The 17,064-nt window shown below is 48.0% G+C and carries 9 protein-coding genes; 2 read left to right on the plus strand and 7 right to left on the minus strand.

What is annotated here, in order from left to right; genetic code table 11:
• The first annotated feature begins 295 nt into the window (after window positions 1-295).
• Window positions 296-1,234, plus strand: coding sequence for a hypothetical protein (locus HUJ21_RS05590; RefSeq protein ID WP_291367968.1), 939 nt, complete (start codon window positions 296-298; stop codon window positions 1,232-1,234).
• Between the two features lie 4 nt (window positions 1,235-1,238).
• Complete coding sequence (locus tag HUJ21_RS05595) at window positions 1,239-1,784, plus strand: hypothetical protein (protein ID WP_291367969.1); 546 nt, start codon at window positions 1,239-1,241, stop codon at window positions 1,782-1,784.
• A 181-nt stretch (window positions 1,785-1,965) separates the two neighbouring features.
• Here the strand turns inward: HUJ21_RS05595 and HUJ21_RS05600 are convergent, their stop codons facing one another.
• The 7 genes from HUJ21_RS05600 to HUJ21_RS05630 form a co-directional block, all read right to left on the minus strand.
• On the minus strand, window positions 1,966-5,337 hold the full coding sequence (locus HUJ21_RS05600) for a phage tail tape measure protein (protein WP_291367970.1): 3,372 nt from the start codon (window positions 5,335-5,337) through the stop codon (window positions 1,966-1,968).
• Window positions 5,338-5,458: 121 nt separating this feature from the next.
• Window positions 5,459-6,502 (minus strand): hypothetical protein, encoded by a 1,044-nt coding sequence (locus HUJ21_RS05605; RefSeq protein WP_291367971.1) that lies wholly within the window; start codon window positions 6,500-6,502, stop codon window positions 5,459-5,461.
• A gap of 53 nt (window positions 6,503-6,555) precedes the next feature.
• Complete coding sequence (locus HUJ21_RS05610; protein ID WP_291367972.1) at window positions 6,556-9,261, minus strand: polysaccharide deacetylase family protein; 2,706 nt, start codon at window positions 9,259-9,261, stop codon at window positions 6,556-6,558.
• Window positions 9,258-9,626 (minus strand): hypothetical protein, encoded by a 369-nt coding sequence (locus tag HUJ21_RS05615; RefSeq protein ID WP_291367973.1) that lies wholly within the window; start codon window positions 9,624-9,626, stop codon window positions 9,258-9,260. The genes HUJ21_RS05610 and HUJ21_RS05615 overlap by 4 nt, the downstream gene beginning before the upstream one ends.
• A 45-nt stretch (window positions 9,627-9,671) precedes the next feature.
• Window positions 9,672-10,169, minus strand: a complete 498-nt coding sequence (locus tag HUJ21_RS05620; protein ID WP_291367974.1) for a hypothetical protein — start codon at window positions 10,167-10,169, stop codon at window positions 9,672-9,674.
• Window positions 10,170-10,428: 259 nt separating this feature from the next.
• Complete coding sequence (locus HUJ21_RS05625) at window positions 10,429-12,483, minus strand: hypothetical protein (RefSeq protein WP_291367975.1); 2,055 nt, start codon at window positions 12,481-12,483, stop codon at window positions 10,429-10,431.
• Window positions 12,461-16,639 carry a right-handed parallel beta-helix repeat-containing protein gene (locus HUJ21_RS05630; protein ID WP_291367976.1) on the minus strand — a complete coding sequence of 1,393 codons (4,179 nt, stop codon included), beginning with the start codon at window positions 16,637-16,639 and terminating at the stop codon, window positions 12,461-12,463. Before HUJ21_RS05630 ends, HUJ21_RS05625 begins: the two co-directional genes overlap by 23 nt.
• Window positions 16,640-17,064: the final 425 nt, after the last annotated feature.

Below are 17,064 nucleotides of genomic sequence, written 5' to 3' on the forward strand. Positions count from 1 at the left end.
AACCAACGCTTGAATAAATTAGTTAATATTTTTTTGATTTCCATTTAATTCTGTAGATTTAATTCATCATAGACTAAAACTTTTAAAATATGATACTTTTAGAATTAAATCATAAGATTACTAGAAATACCCTTTATTTCGTTCGTAGCGATATGCCCTTCTCGGAGAAAGAGGCCTTCCTGCAAATTCCTTCTTAAAATCACGTTTACACCTCATTGCTCTATTTCCTAGCAGACCCATTTATAGTATATGGTGTACATCATCCGTTCATTTTCCCATTAATTCAACTCATTCTATGAAAATTCATGACCTTTACCTTTCGATGTATGTTTTTCAAATTAAAAAACACAATACTGCCGATGACAAGACGATAAGCTCAAATGATTTTATGGCACTTGCGTATCCAGATTTCGACAACCCATTTCTGGAAGGATTCACACAGGAATTGGTAAGCAGTCTTGAAGAAAAAGCCTATAAGAGTAACAAAGGTACGCATGGCGGAATTTTAGAGGATAAGAAGATCCGGGGACATATGAGAATGGTGGATATCATGATCAATGGTGGGATTACTGGTATTAAGCAGGTAGTAATTGACGAAAAAGGCGAAAAACGAGAGTTGAGCGAAAAAGAAATAGTTGGAATGAAATTTTATTTCAGAGTATGGCTACCAACAAATGGCAACTTAGGCTACGTTTTTGTTCAGTCTTATAATACGCTTTCGATTAAAGATCTCGTTCAGGACATCGTAGAATCTATTTTGAAAAAGCATGGTCATCGATTTTCGGGAGGAAGGATGCTTAATACTACAACAAAAAAAAGGCAAAAAGACTTTCTAAAAAAGGCATCATTAAAACACATCGTCGTATTGTCAAATAAGAATGCCAATAGCACGAGCTTTGCCAATGCTGGTTTGCTCGAGTTGACATTAAAGAATGTATCCATTCACGGAGACGACAAATTAGACTTTGATGAAATTAAAAAAATATCAAAAGCGCACGGTATTCTCTTAAAAGGGAAAAACTTTGTCTTAAAGGGTAAATATGAACTGCCCCATGGAAAGAAAAAAGAAATAAAAACAGTACCTTTAAGTGAAAGCCAAGACAACATAAAAGTGGTGCCAAACGTAAAAATTCCAAATTATTGCATTGGCGAAGACAATTATCCTAATATCGACGAGATGATAAAATTCGTTGATAATGAGATTGATCAGATAAAAAGGGAATTGAAGAAATAAGAAAATGTTAGACATAGATGTCGTCCGAAAAATCATCAAAAATGCTGTGGTAAGTATCAAGCAGGATAGTGATGGTGAAATCATAGAAAAAACCTGGCAGCGGATCATTTTTTATTTGCTTTTTTACATTTTACCTATTTTGCTGGCAATTGTTGTTTGGATAAATAACATTTATTTAACCGACATGGAGGGATATTTGGGAACAGGTATAGCCATTTTCACTGGACTATTTTTTTCCCTTCTACTGACAATCGGCAGTAAAATCAAAGCAGAAAAAGAAAATGTGAATGTAGATCAATTTGCCTTAGAAAAATACAAAAATAACATGCGGCAAATTTCCCATATTGTACTATACGTAATTCTTCTGGGAATATTTATTTTCATTATTATGCTAGCAAATTCAATTTTTACGATTGAATATTCGAATGTACTTGCAAAGTTATTGACATCTATCGCAATATTCTTATTAGTTCAGTTTATTGTCGCCCTATTTTTTATCCTTCAGCGATTTTACTTTTTAGTTTTTGATGAAATTAATAATATCCTTTAAAGATCAACTCATCTTGCGAACACCAACGGGTTAAAAGGCTTCGGCGGATCAGGAGGGTTTTTCATCCTGGGGACTCCAAATTCCGACTTACAACGAGAACAAACGCGCTGGCTATTAATCCTATGGCCAAAAAAGAAGCAATAAAAACCATACGCTACTGGTTTTAACTTAGTAAGTTTTTTCATTTTTTATATCTATTTTCTAGACTATTAAACTGATCTTCAAACTCTTTGAATGCAAAATAATCCCATTTACCGGTCACCTGCATCCTTTTGGGAAAGTTTTCGATACCCTCAGCTATCCTCCGAAGCAGATCCTTGACCTCAGTGTCGGAATACATCGAGGGGGTAGCCGATGATGTTGGTTTTGTGGTAGTCGTGGTTGCTTCCCCTCCCCTGTAGAATCCTCTGACCTTTTCCTGACGAATCGCCTCGATGGCGGGCATTACGTCCGCTACAAAAGGATGGCTACGGATAAAAGAGGGGATGACGTATTCGTCTTTGTGCACGTATCCGGCAAAGTCGCCATAGCGGTCACCGTAGCCCAGGCTGCCCCGGCCGGTATCGCCTCCCATATAGTAGGAGGATACGGGGGCGGTGACTCTGCGGGGTGTGCGCTTTTCTTCGCCAGAACTACTGTTCCATTCCGGAACATTGCTTTCGGCCAGGGCTTGTTTGGCTTTGCCGATGGCTCCCAGTACGGTGGCTCCCATGGCGGCAATATAGCCTGCAAAGACAAATGGGGCCGCTGGACCGGTACCTGCGGATGCTTCGGCGGCAAGTGGAACGATCCTTCCCAATGAGGCAGCTGTATCTGCAGCGATCTGGGCTCCTACCAAAAGCTTCTGAAATGTGGTAAGCTCTCCGGACTTATTTCCTACAAAGTCGATGACTCCTCCCAGTGCCTGTCCCAGGCTTTGGGCGATCATGACTTTGGCTTCGGCGATTTCCCTGCTTTGGTTAACCTCCTGCTGGTTGTATTTGGTCTGGAGGTCTTGTAATTCCCGGCGTCTGGCTTCTTCGATGCCTACGGAATCCAAACCAAACTTACGGGCCAGGGCAAGCAGCTCATCATAGTGCTGGTTTACTTTGAGCTTGGCCAGCTCCCTTTCTTCCAAAGTGGCTTCGGTGATCTGCTGCTCGGCAGCTGACCGGGCTTCTTTTTCCTTTTCGGTCCACTTGCTGCGGATATCGGCCAGCTCTGCGGTACGCAACTCTTCGAGTTGTTTGGCTTTTTCGACAAACTCCTCCTCGGTGATGGTCTTATTGGTGAGGTGCTGGACGAGTTCTTCCTCCAGGGTAGCGTAGCGATCCCAAACCTGTTCGAGTTCGCGCTGCTGGTCTTCCATCCCGGACAGTTCGTACTGGCGGGTAAGGTCCCGGATCTTTTGCTGGTAGGCTTCCCACTGGGCGGCCATCTGGTCCAGCTTCTTTTTGGCAGCTTCCGGATCACCGGGTACGCCGGTGGTATCCGGAGCTTCAATCACCGGGGAATCGGGATTTTCCGGATCGGTGCCGGGAAGCACCGGGCTGGATTTTTCCATATTGAGACCTAGCCGCTCCATGAGTTCATTCCGGGCGGTGAGCAGGGCGTTGTTTTCGCCTTCGAGCGAAGTGAGGGATTCCATCTGTGCCCGGTAGGTGGCAACATCGTCCAGCAATTGGCGGGAATCGCTTGATGCCGGATTGACTAAATCCCAAAAACTGATATTTTTCCCGGCCTCGTTGGCCAGTTTGATGGCAGCTTCTTCCATGCTGATCCCTTCCTGGATTGTAAGATTATTCCGTTCCGCTACCTTCGTCATCTGTTCAAGTATGCTCTTTTCTGTTTGGAGAGCTTGATATTTTTTATCAGCAACCTTTTGTCCTTGCTCCTTTATTTCTTCGTCTCGTTCCTGAAGGATGATAGAGTTTATGAGTTGGTCGTTTACTTCACGGATAGATTTGGTCAGGTCAGCGTTAGATATTGTGTTTTCATCGATCTGGCCGAGGTAATCGGGGTATTGCTTTTTGAGTTCGCGGATCAGTTCGATACGCTTGCCGCTGTCTTCGTTGGTGGTGATGATTTGGGTGTGGAGCTTCATCAGCTCGATTCGCTCGGCTTCCAGTGTCTCGGAGACCGGCACGGCGATCCAATCCGCAAAGCGGGAGATCATCCGGTCCATGCCCGACATGATGGTGCTATTGACAAAGAGCCCGGCGAGCCACTTTTGCACCTTGGCCAGGTTGGCGGCCATGTTTTCATTGATAATCGAATATTCTTTATTAATAGAAGTCCCATCGAGAAAGGCTTTGTTTGCTATCTCTTGCTGTTCACGCACTTTTTGGATGTTATTTGCAAGTATGCCGAGTACCCCGACTACTCGCCCACCGTCCTGGCCCAAGTCACCCATTGTACTCGCCAGTTCGGTGATACCTTCGGAATTGTCCTTCACCCCTTCCAGCATACGAAGAAAGGCCTCGTTGGCATCGGTATTCATCAGCTCCACGAAATCCGCCACTTCCATTTTGGCGAATTTGGCGTACTGATCGGCATTTTTGGCCATGTCAATAAAGAGCTTGGACAGTGCCGTGGTGGATACCTCCGCCGTCTGGCCCAGGCTATCCAGTGTAGCTCCCAGGCCAAGTACATTCTCGATGGAGATGCCCGCCAGAGGAGCGATACCGCCCAGGCGCTTGGTAAATTCCACCATATAGCCTTCATTGGCGGTGGATGCCATGCCCAGTTCGTTGATGGCAGAGCCTACTTTTAGCAGCGCTTCCTCGATACCGTAAACCTGCTTGACGTTAAAAGTATCGGTGAGTTTACCCAGCTCCCGCATGACCGTCTCCGGATCACCCAGTGCATCGCCTAGGGCCACGTTGATCTTATCCGCTGCCCGGACGAAACCCTCGATGTCCTTTACTCCCGTGATACCCAGGCGACCTGCGATCTCTGCCAGGCCGAGGAGTTCGGAGCGGGGTGTCCGGGTGTTGAAGGCTTTGAGTCTTTTATTGAGTGTGTCGATCTCCGCACCGGTGAGGCCGGTGGTCTTCTGTACGTCTGCCAGGGCATCGGAGAGCCGGGCGGATCCTTCTATCATGGATTGGATCTGGGTAAAGAAAGCCGTGGCACCCAGTGCGGAAATGGCCAGAATGCCAAACTGCTTTAGCTGCCGGCCCATATCTGCCCAGAAACCTTTGGTGCCATTCAGCTCCGCTCTCTGGCTTCGCAGTTCGCGGTTGACGTCATTGAGTTCGGCTTTGAGTCGCTTATAATCGGCGGTGCCTTTGGTGGCGGTGGTGCTGATCTCCCGGCGCAGGTCGCGCTGGTAGCGGCTGAGCTGGGTCATGGTCATACCGGAGAGGCCGAGTTCCTTGCGCAGGCCGCTGATCTGTCCCTTGACTTCCTTCAGACGCTTGCTAGCATTGACATAGTCATCGGTGCCTTTTTTGGCATTCTTCATGTCGATGCCAAGTTCCTTGGCTTCCATTTCGAGTTTGCCGAGTTCGTTGATGGCTTGCTTGCCGTCTACCTGGAGGCGTACGCGGGATTCGTCTTCTTTACGGGCCATGTTTTCGCGGTGGTGTTAGGCGAAAATGGCGTGATTAGGGGGATGGGTGTGGGACAGCCTTCCCTTCGACAAGCTCAGGGACCGCAGAGGGTCAGATTGAAGGACTAATCGTTGGGGTTATTTATTTTTTTAATTCCGGATTGCTTTCTTCTGGGTAAAGGAGAAAAATGTGTTCGGGTAAGAGGAGGTGTTTGGGTTCAATATTGGCAAGAAACCTATTTTCTATTAGCCAATATCTCAATTCTACTTTTCCATCGGTATCAAACCGTGTGGCAACCTGATAGAATAAAAACGAGCGTTCGTCGATATTCATTGCAGCTTCCACAGCATCCAAATATTCAGGAAGTTTATTCCTCATCATATACCCAAAAAGGTAATAACAGGATCGAAGATAGGGTCCAAATCCAGATTCTGTCATAACCGCCCTTATTAAAAATTTAATTTCTTCGTAATTCGGGTTATCTGTAAACTCAAACTCATTAAATTTCCAGTTTTCAGGATCTCCAAGTTTTTTAATATCCTTCCTTTTTGATATCCATTGATAACCATTCTCAATAAAAAATAAATGTTCTTCGAAATCATCCTTTTTTTGCTCCCATCCGGATTCATCATCGACCCAGAGGACTAATTTCCTAAAGAAAGCCACAAATCCATCCTCTCCTCTTCCTACTGTGTTACTACTATTAATTGACACGGGTTCCAAACTATAAGAAAATTTAATCCTATCCCTTATATTAAAATGCTGGTCCAGGATGCGGAAGAAGTTTTGGTGGACGAAGTCGCGGTCCATTTTTTTGATTTGTTTCTTTAGAGCTTTGGCTTGAATCTTCAACTCGGCAGTGGATGCCTTCATTTCTTTGCGGTTATCGCGGATCTCCTGCTGCTGGTAAAGCATCTGCCAGCGTTGACCGAGGAAGGCAATGTAGACAAAGAGCACTCCGGAAAGTGAAGCCAGGACTGCGGAAATATTGTTAGCGTAATCATGAGTATTTATCGGAAAATATTCGTATAAAAACCAAAAGGAGGATGAGTATAGCCAAAACGAGGCAATTGCAACCAATAAAGAAATTCCTGCCAACCAAGAAAAAAAGATAATTTTTATTTTTAAGATTCGGATTGAACTATTAAGGTCTTTGTCCAGGTCCATGGGCTTTTTTTTGGACAAGATAGGGAAAAAATGGTTTTAAATAGAATGAGATAAATAAGGAGTCCTTTAGTTTAATCAAACAAGTTTCCTCTCTCTGATCCATCCATGCCCAATTCGTAAAATTCAGCGTCCAATCTGTAATTCCCAATTTGAACCGGATTTTTGTAGAAGTTAAAAGCTTGCTTTGCCGTTAAAATAGATACATCTAAGGATTTAATATAATCAATAAGTAAACCCAATTCCGCACGACGGTTTAGATAATCGGGATTTGAATCCCTATATTCTGTATAGGCAGGATGAACCGCAAACACTAACCAACCTCCTGTTGAAATAGCAACATCTACTGCATCTTTACACAGTTGCAATCTGGATACCCCATTTTCGGAAGCATCAAATTTCACTCGTTTTAGATTATAAGAATCAATTACAGGCGTATTTACACAAGTTCCCGCAGCCACCTCAGAATCAGCAACCGAGACAAAACTAGCATCAAAATAAGATCTAATCTTTTTGTCCACATCGTTATTCCTACCCCCAAATGGAGGGACAAACATGGGGCAATCCACGTCAATATTTTTTAACGCCGATTTTGACCTGTGTAGGTTTTGTTCCACTTCACTTAAATCAATAATTGTGGTCACCATATTCTCATGTGTATGAGTATGGCCTGCTATGTCGTGACCTAAATCGAACAATTCCCTTACCCTGGCTTCTACATGAGCATCGGCAACAGATATCTCACCTGTCATCCATCCTGTTACAATGGCAAAAGTTGACTTAATATTTTTAGAGTCCAAAATAGGTATATACCACTCATTATCTCCCCAACGGCCATCATCTGCGATAAATGAAACAATTGGTTTTTTGGTTTTTGCTGGATGGCTCAACTTATAAGTTTGCTTGGTCAAATTAGCAACAGCAAACCCATTAACTGGTATCGATGTATTTGCTGAGGATATTCCGTCGGTGGTAGAAGTTATACCATCAGTTAAATACATTTCAGCATTATTGCTCAATTTTATACCGGGCAAATTTGCTTGTGTACTATTGTAGGAAACCCGAAAATATCTTGCGTGTTCCACCAGAGTCACGTCCCCGTTAAAAAGCGACGTTGCACTTTCTATAGATTGTATCCAGGAATAATTTTCATCATAAACCAGACACCCTGCGTTTCCTGTAAATCGGCATATCAACCTATAAGAGCCTTCACCTACCCGGTAGTAATTTTTGGAGTAATACCAATTTGGTTGATCAGGGACAACTAATCCTGTACTTTTGTGCAAAAATCCGCTTCCCCAAATCTCCGTGTCCGTCAGCAAGCTATTGGTCAATTCTTCAATTGCGTTTGTGTTTTCAGGAACCACGGTAAAGCCAAATTTTTTCAACTTTTCAGCCTGCTCTACTGATATTTCTTCCTTTGCTGTTTGTACTTTATACTCAACAAAAGAGGGAGTAGAAAAAACAACATCGTTAACTACTTCCGTATCTGCTGTGATCCTGGCAGAAATTATGCTAACGCTTTGAGCCTCATTGTGAGACAACCTAATCCAAGCTGTACCTTCAGGTAAGTTAAAATTAAAATCATAAGATACAGGATCAGTAGGATTTTGAATAAATGCAATTTGATTATATCCTTTATCATATGCGATTAGGCAAGCACTTCCGTAAATAACTACTTTACTATCGTAGGTGCCAGGATAGGCCTTTATATATTCTTTTGAGTAGTACCAGCCTGTGCCCCCTAGTGATATCGTTCCTGTGGATGTTAAAAAACCAAGGCCCCATTTCACACTATCCGTTAAAGTGCTCTCTGAAATACTTTCTAAAATATCCGTGTTTTCAGGCACGATATTTATACCTAAACTAAACCTGGACTCAATTATTTTTTTACTTACATCAAAAGGTGTGGAAAAAATGGACGGTGTAATATCTTCCACAGACTGCATTATTTTACCTTGAATATTATCAGGGGAAAAAGAAATCAAATGAGATATCCTCACCCATTTAGTACCTTCCGGCAACGTAAAGTTAAAGTCGTATGATAGAGGATCCGTAGGGTTTTGGATTGATTGAAGGAAACCGTAATTTTCATCGTAGGCAACGATACTGGCATTCCCTTGAATTAACACATAGCCGTCATAATCACCGGGATAAGCTCTAATGTACTCTTTAGAGTACTTATAATCCACACTGTTTTGCGCCAATCCAATGGAATTTAAAAAACCTTCCCCCCAAGCTTCTGTATCAGACAAGGGGGTCTGTGAAATTTCATCCAGTATATCTGTATTTTGAGGAATAGTAACGATTCCTACCTTTTCTAAAGTAGGGTACCCCCCCAACTCAATCGGTACCACAGACTTAGTGAAACCACCAGCACCATCAGAAAAAATCATCGTAAGCCCTTCGGTCAAATCCACTACCGTACCGCCGTAGTTGGTGTAGGTGCCGCTTTCGGTCGGGAATTTGATACCGGCGATTGCATCATCTGCGCTCGCAGGTTGTATATCTTTTATGCCGGCGGCGACCAGGCCGTCTACTTCTGTCTTGGTGTAGGAGTCGGCGATGTTGCGGTAGATGGTGTCCAGGGAACTTTTGATCAGGGAATATAGGGCTGAATAGGGCACCTGCACGTTTGATCCGGATGAATCCTTGGCTATCAGCTTGGCAGGATTAGATGATTCCGGAATGTCGTTGACTTGTTTGGCTACAAAATCCTGTATTTTATCGGCTGATCCGCCGATCATTCTGCTGATCCGGATTACTGTGGTTTCGCTCATGATAGTATTCTGGAAATGGTGTTGGTAACATTGATCTGGCCCCTGACCAGATAGGATGGAGTGGTTCCTCCGGAAAGGTTGAACAACACGTCAAACTGGTATCGCTTGCTGCTAAGCTTTCGGGTCAGGCTGTGGTGGATGAGGATTTTTATTTTATTGGTCGGAACGATTGTAATTCCATTTCCCAGCGTTAACCGGAAAATGGTATGCAGGCGCAGGTTTTCTTTTACTTCCAGCACGATCTCCGAGGCGGTGGAGATATCGTAGGGCTCACCTGTGAAATCGTCGGTCAGCTCCCACTCTTCTTCGTAATTCTCATTCTGAATGAGATCGATATTGGCGATGCCAGGTCTTACGTTATCCATGGGTGCAAAATAGATTTGCCATTATGAGCATCTTGGGACAGTAGCTTAGGTGCCGGAGGATGGTGGGGGGGCGTAGTATCGGTGGAGCTGGAGGTAGACGATCTTGCAGGTGGTGGTGGGGCTGGCGCCTTCGTATTTGATATCGAATACCTTGAAGCTGGTGGTGTCGATTTCCTGAATGCCGGCAGGGATGGGAATGGGTATGATGGCTCCGTTGGCATCCTTGTCTTCGAAGTAGCCGGTGAAGTAGAACTTACGGGCATTATCTTCTCCATGGCTGAAATGCATCTGAAAGCTAAGCCGATACTGTCCGGATGCTCCTGCCGCTGTACCGGGTACAGCGATTGATACTTCCACCGTTCCCAGGCTGATAAAAAGTGTCACGTTCTCGTTTGCTCCATGTGCCATCTCCAAAAGGGCTTCCCCGCTAAATAGCGTCCGGGTGACCATCTCCTCCGGAAGGATCAGCGGCTCTCCTGCCTGACTGTTTAGTATGGACTGCTTGCTGGTGCCGGACGCTTCATAGGAGAGGTAGGGCGACATCCAGATGCGCAGGCTGCGGACTTTGTTTTCTACCTCGCGTGTTCTGACATCGATTTGCTTTTCAGTCTCGACAGCCTCGGCTTCTTTGGCTTCTGTTTCGGATCTCTTGATGAGCATGAGAGCTTCGGTGAATGCGGAGCGGTCTTTGCTGGCGCGAAGTATTCGGCGGATGCGGGAGTTTAGTCTGGCGTAGTCCATGTCTGTTGGCGGTTGGCTTTTGGCTGTTGGCTGTTGGCTGTTGGCTGTTGGCTGTTGGTGGTTAGGTTTTTAGCTTATACAAGTCGAGTTTGGCAAGGGTGCGTTCCTGGTCGGTGATCAATAGCTCTATCTGGTCGATAAGGTAGAGGACGTTTGCGATGCGGATGATGCGGGTACGGTTTAGTGTGTACCGGTCGGACTCGGTGAGGAGTACGTTGGTCCGGTATTTTTTGGAGCGGATGATGAGGTTGTTCAGGTTGGTCCAGTAGTGCTTCATGTCTTCGCTGTGCACGAATAGGTTTGCCTGGGATTCGTCCAGGCTGCCGGTGGCATCGTAGGCATTGGCAGAAGCAAAGGCATAGCTCCTCCCCTGCCCGTCTGCCTGCTGCCCGTAATATACCGTAAGGCGAATACCGGTATCGGTATTGAAGAGATTGGCATCGGGACTATAAGCAGTCACTTCCAGGCTGGGGAGTTTCCAGCCTTCGTAATATGCATCCGCTATGGGCGTGGCACCGATGGGCCAGTCGACGGACTCCGGCCGGTCGGGGTCGTCCTGCACATCAAAGGCATAGAGCTGCCAGGTGGCCGGGTCTTCCCTCTCCTTTTCCAGGCGGAACGTAGCCGATAAGGAACGCACATAGGCGAACTCATCGATCTCTGCATCCAGGGCGCTTAGCTCGGTGTAGGTATCTACCGTGTGATCCGGATCAGGGACAGGCTCCTGGGCGCGGGAGAGCAGGGCGTCTTTGGAAGGGTAGGAAAATTGCAATCCGGATTCCTTGCCGTTTCGGATCAGGAAAAGCTTCTCCACTTTGGCCGTCAGGTCCAGGGACTCCCGGCTGCGGATGATGGAGCGGACGAAACGGATCTCGACGGCATTCTGCAGCAGATTGAAATCGTACTTCAGGAAGAAGGTATTTTTGATGGCTTTCAGGAAATCCAGCACCGGCATATCCGGCACGTGGCGGGAAAGGCGGATATTGAAATCAAAGACATTCTGATAGATCAGATTGGTCTGCTCCGGATTGTCGTCACCGGCATCCACATTGCCGGGCGTGCGGCGCTGGGATACCGCTCCCTGGCGCACGTCCAGGAAATCAATGGGTCGGTTGTTATACACCAGCAGCTTTTTGATCAGCGGATCATCGAAGAATTCGCCCGATACGCGAATATTCAGGTGGGCGAAGATCGCCTTGACCACATCGGTGAGGTACAGAAAAGGAATGAGCGTATTCTGCCATTGCAAGGCATCCGAAAAACTGTAGTAGCTGGGATTATAAGTATCCAGTCGGCCCTGATCGTCGTAGCGGTTGACGATCCCGTCAAAGATCGGGTTGGCCCCCTCGTACAGATTGGGATTGTAGATCATGGGAAAAGCAATGCGGTTGGCATCGTCCGGGGTATTGTAGTCGCCCATCAGCAGCCTTCTGGCGGTCTTGGGGGTGGCAATGTAGGAGCGGTTTACCCCCTCGTTTGGCATCTGCACCATCTCTGCTGTGGTGACGGTGCCGGTATCCCAATAGTCAATATAACTGGCTGAGCTGTGGCCCTCATCCGATATCAGTACCGTTACGATCAGGCCAAGGCCCAAGCCTTCGAGCCAGTCGGCGATGGCTTCCAGCTGCTCCACCTGGTCTGCATAGTCGTCCTTTTCTAGGAGCAGCACGTTTCCGTTTACGGTAAGTCGGGCATCACCGTGGGCACAGCGGATGCGGTAGCCACCTATTTCATCATATGGAGGATCCAGGAGGATGGTATCTTCGGGATCGTAGCAGGATTGGAGGGAGAGGCTGGTATTGTCCTGAATGAAAAAGCCACTAGACAATACAAAGACCAATTTGATATCGTCCTGATCTGCTTCCAGCACGTCCAGGTGGCCGGAATAGAGTCGGTTGGCTCTCAGGTACAGCCCGGCCGGAATGGGCTGGCTAAAGTCCGTGGCGGACTGCGGATCTGCCGGCAGGCCCAGGGCCAGGGAGATTTGCTCTGTATTGCGTACCGTAAAGGGAAAGCTGTAATCCCCCAGCAGATCAGGTGTGAATATACCCGTCCGGATGCGCTGGATCAGGGAAGGGACCGGTATGGTAAGGTCATTGACGCGGATCTCTGCCATAGTAGCTGCTGTTGTTATGTGCCAGTCGGGCGCGGTACTCCTGCCCGTGGATATAGTCGCCATCCTTCTGGTCAAAGGATTCGGAAGGCTGAAATACAATGCGATGCAGGCTGCTGCCGATGACCAGATAGGCGTGATTGCGCAAGGTCATGTCCTTGAGGGCGATCTTTTCCGGCAGGGAGATATAACCTGTGCGCAGGATCAGGCTATCGAAAGCCAGTTGGTTATAGGCAGACAGCGTGCCCTCCTGCCGGTCGTGATCGGGCTGAAGGTTAGATTCGAAGATTTCGGCACTGGCTTCGGAGAACTGCTCCTTTTTGCCCGCAAAGCAGAAACTGTCAAACCCGCCCAGGCTATTGCCGTAAAAAACCTGTTGCGGGTAGCGGGGATTAGCCTGCGGCCGCAGGGTAAGGACCTCCTCTGACAGAATACGCCCGGCCAGGCGCAGCTCTATCTGCAGGATGTCCTCCCAGTCTTCCGGCAGGAAATAGCGGAAAGCAAAAGGGCGGTAGCGTTCCTGCGTGCCAAGGGGCCTGGAAACCGTCTCCTTTACGGTATTTTTATAATGAATGGTCTGTTCGAGCGTGTACTCACCCGTTTCGAGTGGGAGGACGTAGAAAATGGATTTCTCCACCGGATATACAGGCCGCACCATGGGTCTGGTAGTCAGCCATAGGTAGGCTTTACCCTCCCAGGGGTTGACATCCGGGAAAGTATAAGGCCTGCCCGCCAGCCAGGCGTGACGGCTGGAAGTGAGGGATTCGCCACCCTCCTGCACGCCATCTACCAGCAGCGCATAGCGGAGCCGGTAGCGGTGCACGATACCATCCAGGGTCTCGGTATCCAGGCCAATGGCCAGATTGGGGCGGTGGAAAGCCATCTTGCCCAGCAGCGCACGGTCTACATGGAAATCCACCCGGCTGAGCTCGTGCAGGTAGGGATTGAGGTATGGGGCTATGGGGGTGAAAGCGCCAGAGCCGTAGGATTGTTCGAATTCGAGTTGGGCCTCCATCTCTATAATGCCCTCATCGGGTATGTCCGGAGTGAGGGATATGCGGATATAGTCTCTGGTCATGTCCATGGCTTGTGCGGTGGATGTTTCCGATAATTCAAAATGAGCCACCAGCAGGGTATTGGCTGCGGGCATAGTGAAAGAATAGACCTCGTCGTAGCTGACGATCTGGTCGTCTTTCTTCCAGTACAGAAAGCGGTTGCCGGGAAAGCTGTCCGATGGGGTGGCCGTGACCTGTACCGTATCCCCTTCCGTGTAGAAATTGGCACCCGTGACCGTGCCGCCCGACTCGGGAGTGGTGGAGATAGTGAGCTGGTATTGGGTCAGCCCACCAGAGGGAGCTGTGGACTCGAAGAATGCGGTGAGCGTGGTATCCGCCTCCGGCATGGTGTAGGTGAAATCCGGATCTGTGGAGATCACCTCGCCATCTTCCATCCAGTAGGCGAAGCTGTAGCCTTCATTGGGGGATGCAGATACCGCCACCTGCGCACCCGGTACCTGGTTACCGGCACCAGTTAGCGTGCCCGATCCTCCGGGCGTAGCAGTGAGGGTGAGGGCGTAAGTAATGAGTTCGAATACCGCTTCCAGGTTACGGTCTTCCGCAGGCATGGCAAACATATAGAGTTCGCTGGTACTGACCTGCAGGCCTCCCTCTTCCCATCGGAGAAAGCGGTAGCCCGTGGCCGGCGTGGCCTGTACCTGCACCGTGTCGCCCTGTTCGTAGGGGCCGGTGGTCACTTCGGAGATACTTCCACCTGCGGGTATATTCTGACTGATGGCTACCGTGAATACGGCGAGAAATACAGCTGTGATGGTGGTATCAGCTGCAGGCATGGCAAAGGTATAATCTGCATCCGTGCTGACAGATGAGCCGCCAATCTCCCAGTGGGAAAAGATGTAGCCGGATGCCGGGCTGGCCTGTACCTGTACGCTGTCATTTTCCTCATAGGGGCCGGAAGTAACTTCTACCGTGCTGCCTCCGGCTCCGGGAGATTCCAGAACGGTGAGGCTGTAAGTAGCCGGTGGAATGTCTTCAAACTCCGCCACCAGGTCTGCAGATCGGTTGGTAATCAGCAGCGGGGTAAAGGTCAGGGGGTTTTGAAGGGCAAATTCAAAGCCATCCTCTGTCCAGCGCACAAACTGCTTGCCTGATGCAGGGGTGGCCGTGAAGGTGACCTCCTCGTCTTCCCGTACCGGAGAGGGAGAAGCCTCTGCTGTACCATATCCCTCAGGTGACACATCTGCGGTGAAGAAATACAGGTCCTCGACTTCGAAGAGAAGTACGGACTCATTTGGATCAAGCGTGATCTCTCCCGTGTCGTTTTGGATATTGTCCCAGTCCTTGTAGACCTTGGTGAGGGGGAAAGTGTCGGTGGCTTCGGTTTCATTGACCAGGTAGATGACTTCCGAATCGTCTATACCGTTGGTGGTACTATTCAGGTCAAATCCGAAGTTGGACCGCCATCCTGCCAGGTCATAGTAGTTGTCATAGCTCCCCTGGAGATAGACACGGAATGGCTGGCTTTCTACTGCATCTATATTCTGATTGTTGATCGTTCCGTACAGGAAAGGATCTGAGGCGGCATAGTCATCGATCGTCCAGCAGAATATTGCCAGCTGGCCAGCTGCGCACTTGATCTGATTGCCTGTGATAAGCAGATTACGCACCCGCAAGGTAGTAGATGCACCCTGTACATCGTCGTCTTTGATCCGGATACCTACTACCAGGTTGTTGATGATATAGTTATCCAGGATGTTACAGTTCTGATTGTTGTGCAGGTAGATTCCGTAGCTGTTTCCAGAGCAGAGGTTCTCGGTCACATCAACGTCAAAGCAATTATCGTCAAGGTATATCCCTGCGCAATCCCCTATAGTGCTAGGCGTTCCTTCCACAGATCCCACAGTACCGATACAAATATTCCGGCTCACCACGATGTTAGTATATGGGGTGGCAAAGCTACCAAAGGAATACAAGCCTGCTCCATCACCTTTGACCTGGCAGCAGTGGCGGGCCAGGTTGCGGCGGACGGTTGTGTTGCTCCCCCTGAAATACAGTCCGATATAACCGCAATCATCAAAGATATTGTCCTCAAAAAGGTGTTCGTCGCAATTGTTGCCCAGGATGATGCCCATGGCCTGCCCGTCTCCGGAGCCAGCAGCTCCCGGAATCATCGCTATGTTTTTGATTTTGGATTTGCGGATGATGGTCTGGTTCGAGTTATCCCGAATATTCAGCCCGTTGTTATTGATATCTTCCCAGGTGCTGGTGTCAGATACGATCGCATTGGAGACGTAGGAGCGCAGGCCTTCATTGCCGTGGTGCTGGATTTTGCAATTGTTGAATGCCACCGAGGTGGAGAACCGCACCATGGCTGCCGCTTCGAAGCTGCCCTCGAAGGTGATATTGTCAAAGACATAGTGGTCACTTGCATTGAGGTAAAGTGTGTATTGATCGTAGCTGATCTGGATGTCTTTGGCAGATGGATCTGTGCTGCTGTACAGGTAGACAGTCTTAGTGGCTGCATCGTAGCACCAGGCTCCTTCGTAAGTGAGGCAGTTGATGTGGTTTTGGACGAAGTAGCCGTAATTGATGGCATAGTTGTAGGAACTGGCAGCTGCGGTAGTAAGTACGCTGCTGGTCTGGGCCGTGATCTCCTGCACGTCCATGATCCACTTGTTCTTTTTCGCTACGAGTTCGCCGCCAACGAAGTTGGGCGCAGCGGCCAGGTTGGTGCTATCAGATATCTCCGTATTGGAAACCGCATTCTGAATGTCGTAATATCCCGTCTGCGGCCAGCGGCCTTTGGCACGGGTGAGGCCATCCTCCCGGAGCATGTTTACCGTGGTAAATCCGGCATCGGTGTAGCTCCAGATATTGCCGCCTTCATTGACCCAGGTGGCGGGGCTTTTGAACCCACTTACTTTCGGGCGCGGCCCTGAACCGTAGGCACCAATGGTAAATTTATCGGTAGGTGTGCCGTCCTTACCATCAATATTCATAACGGTAAATACATCCCCCCGCTTGAGCAGGATGGTATCGCCCGGAGAGGCGACGGATAGTGCGTGGTTGAAAGTCTGAAAGGGGGCAATCTCGGTGCCTGCTTTGCCATTATCCCCGTTATTTGCTACATACCATGTTGCCATGGTGGGAAATTAGGCAAGGTGGTTGGTGGGGGGTGGGACTGGTGATGTGATGATATGATGATGTGATGATGTGATTGGGGGACCGCCTTTGGGAGGAATTAGGGTTTTGGGGGGAGATTGGCCTTCGGCTTCGCTCAGGCACCACAAGGGGGAGTTTATTATATTATTGTTGGTACTTGGGAGGAACTATTTGAATAGGAAAATAGGAAAAAAGGTTTTTCTAAAAAAAAGTATAACCATTGAAGCATTATTAAAAGCTTCGGAGTCTATTTGCACTATGAGAAATGAATGTGTATTTTTGTTGTAAATAAATGTTAAACTAAAAATGTACAACATGACAGAAGAATTAAATATTCTTCTCTCTATTGCACGTTTGGTCCTGGACATCATGGACTGGCTGTATGAAAAAATGCAGCTAGGGCAGT

The sequence above is a fragment of the Cyclobacterium sp. genome (assembly GCF_014762705.1).
Taxonomy (GTDB): domain Bacteria; phylum Bacteroidota; class Bacteroidia; order Cytophagales; family Cyclobacteriaceae; genus Cyclobacterium.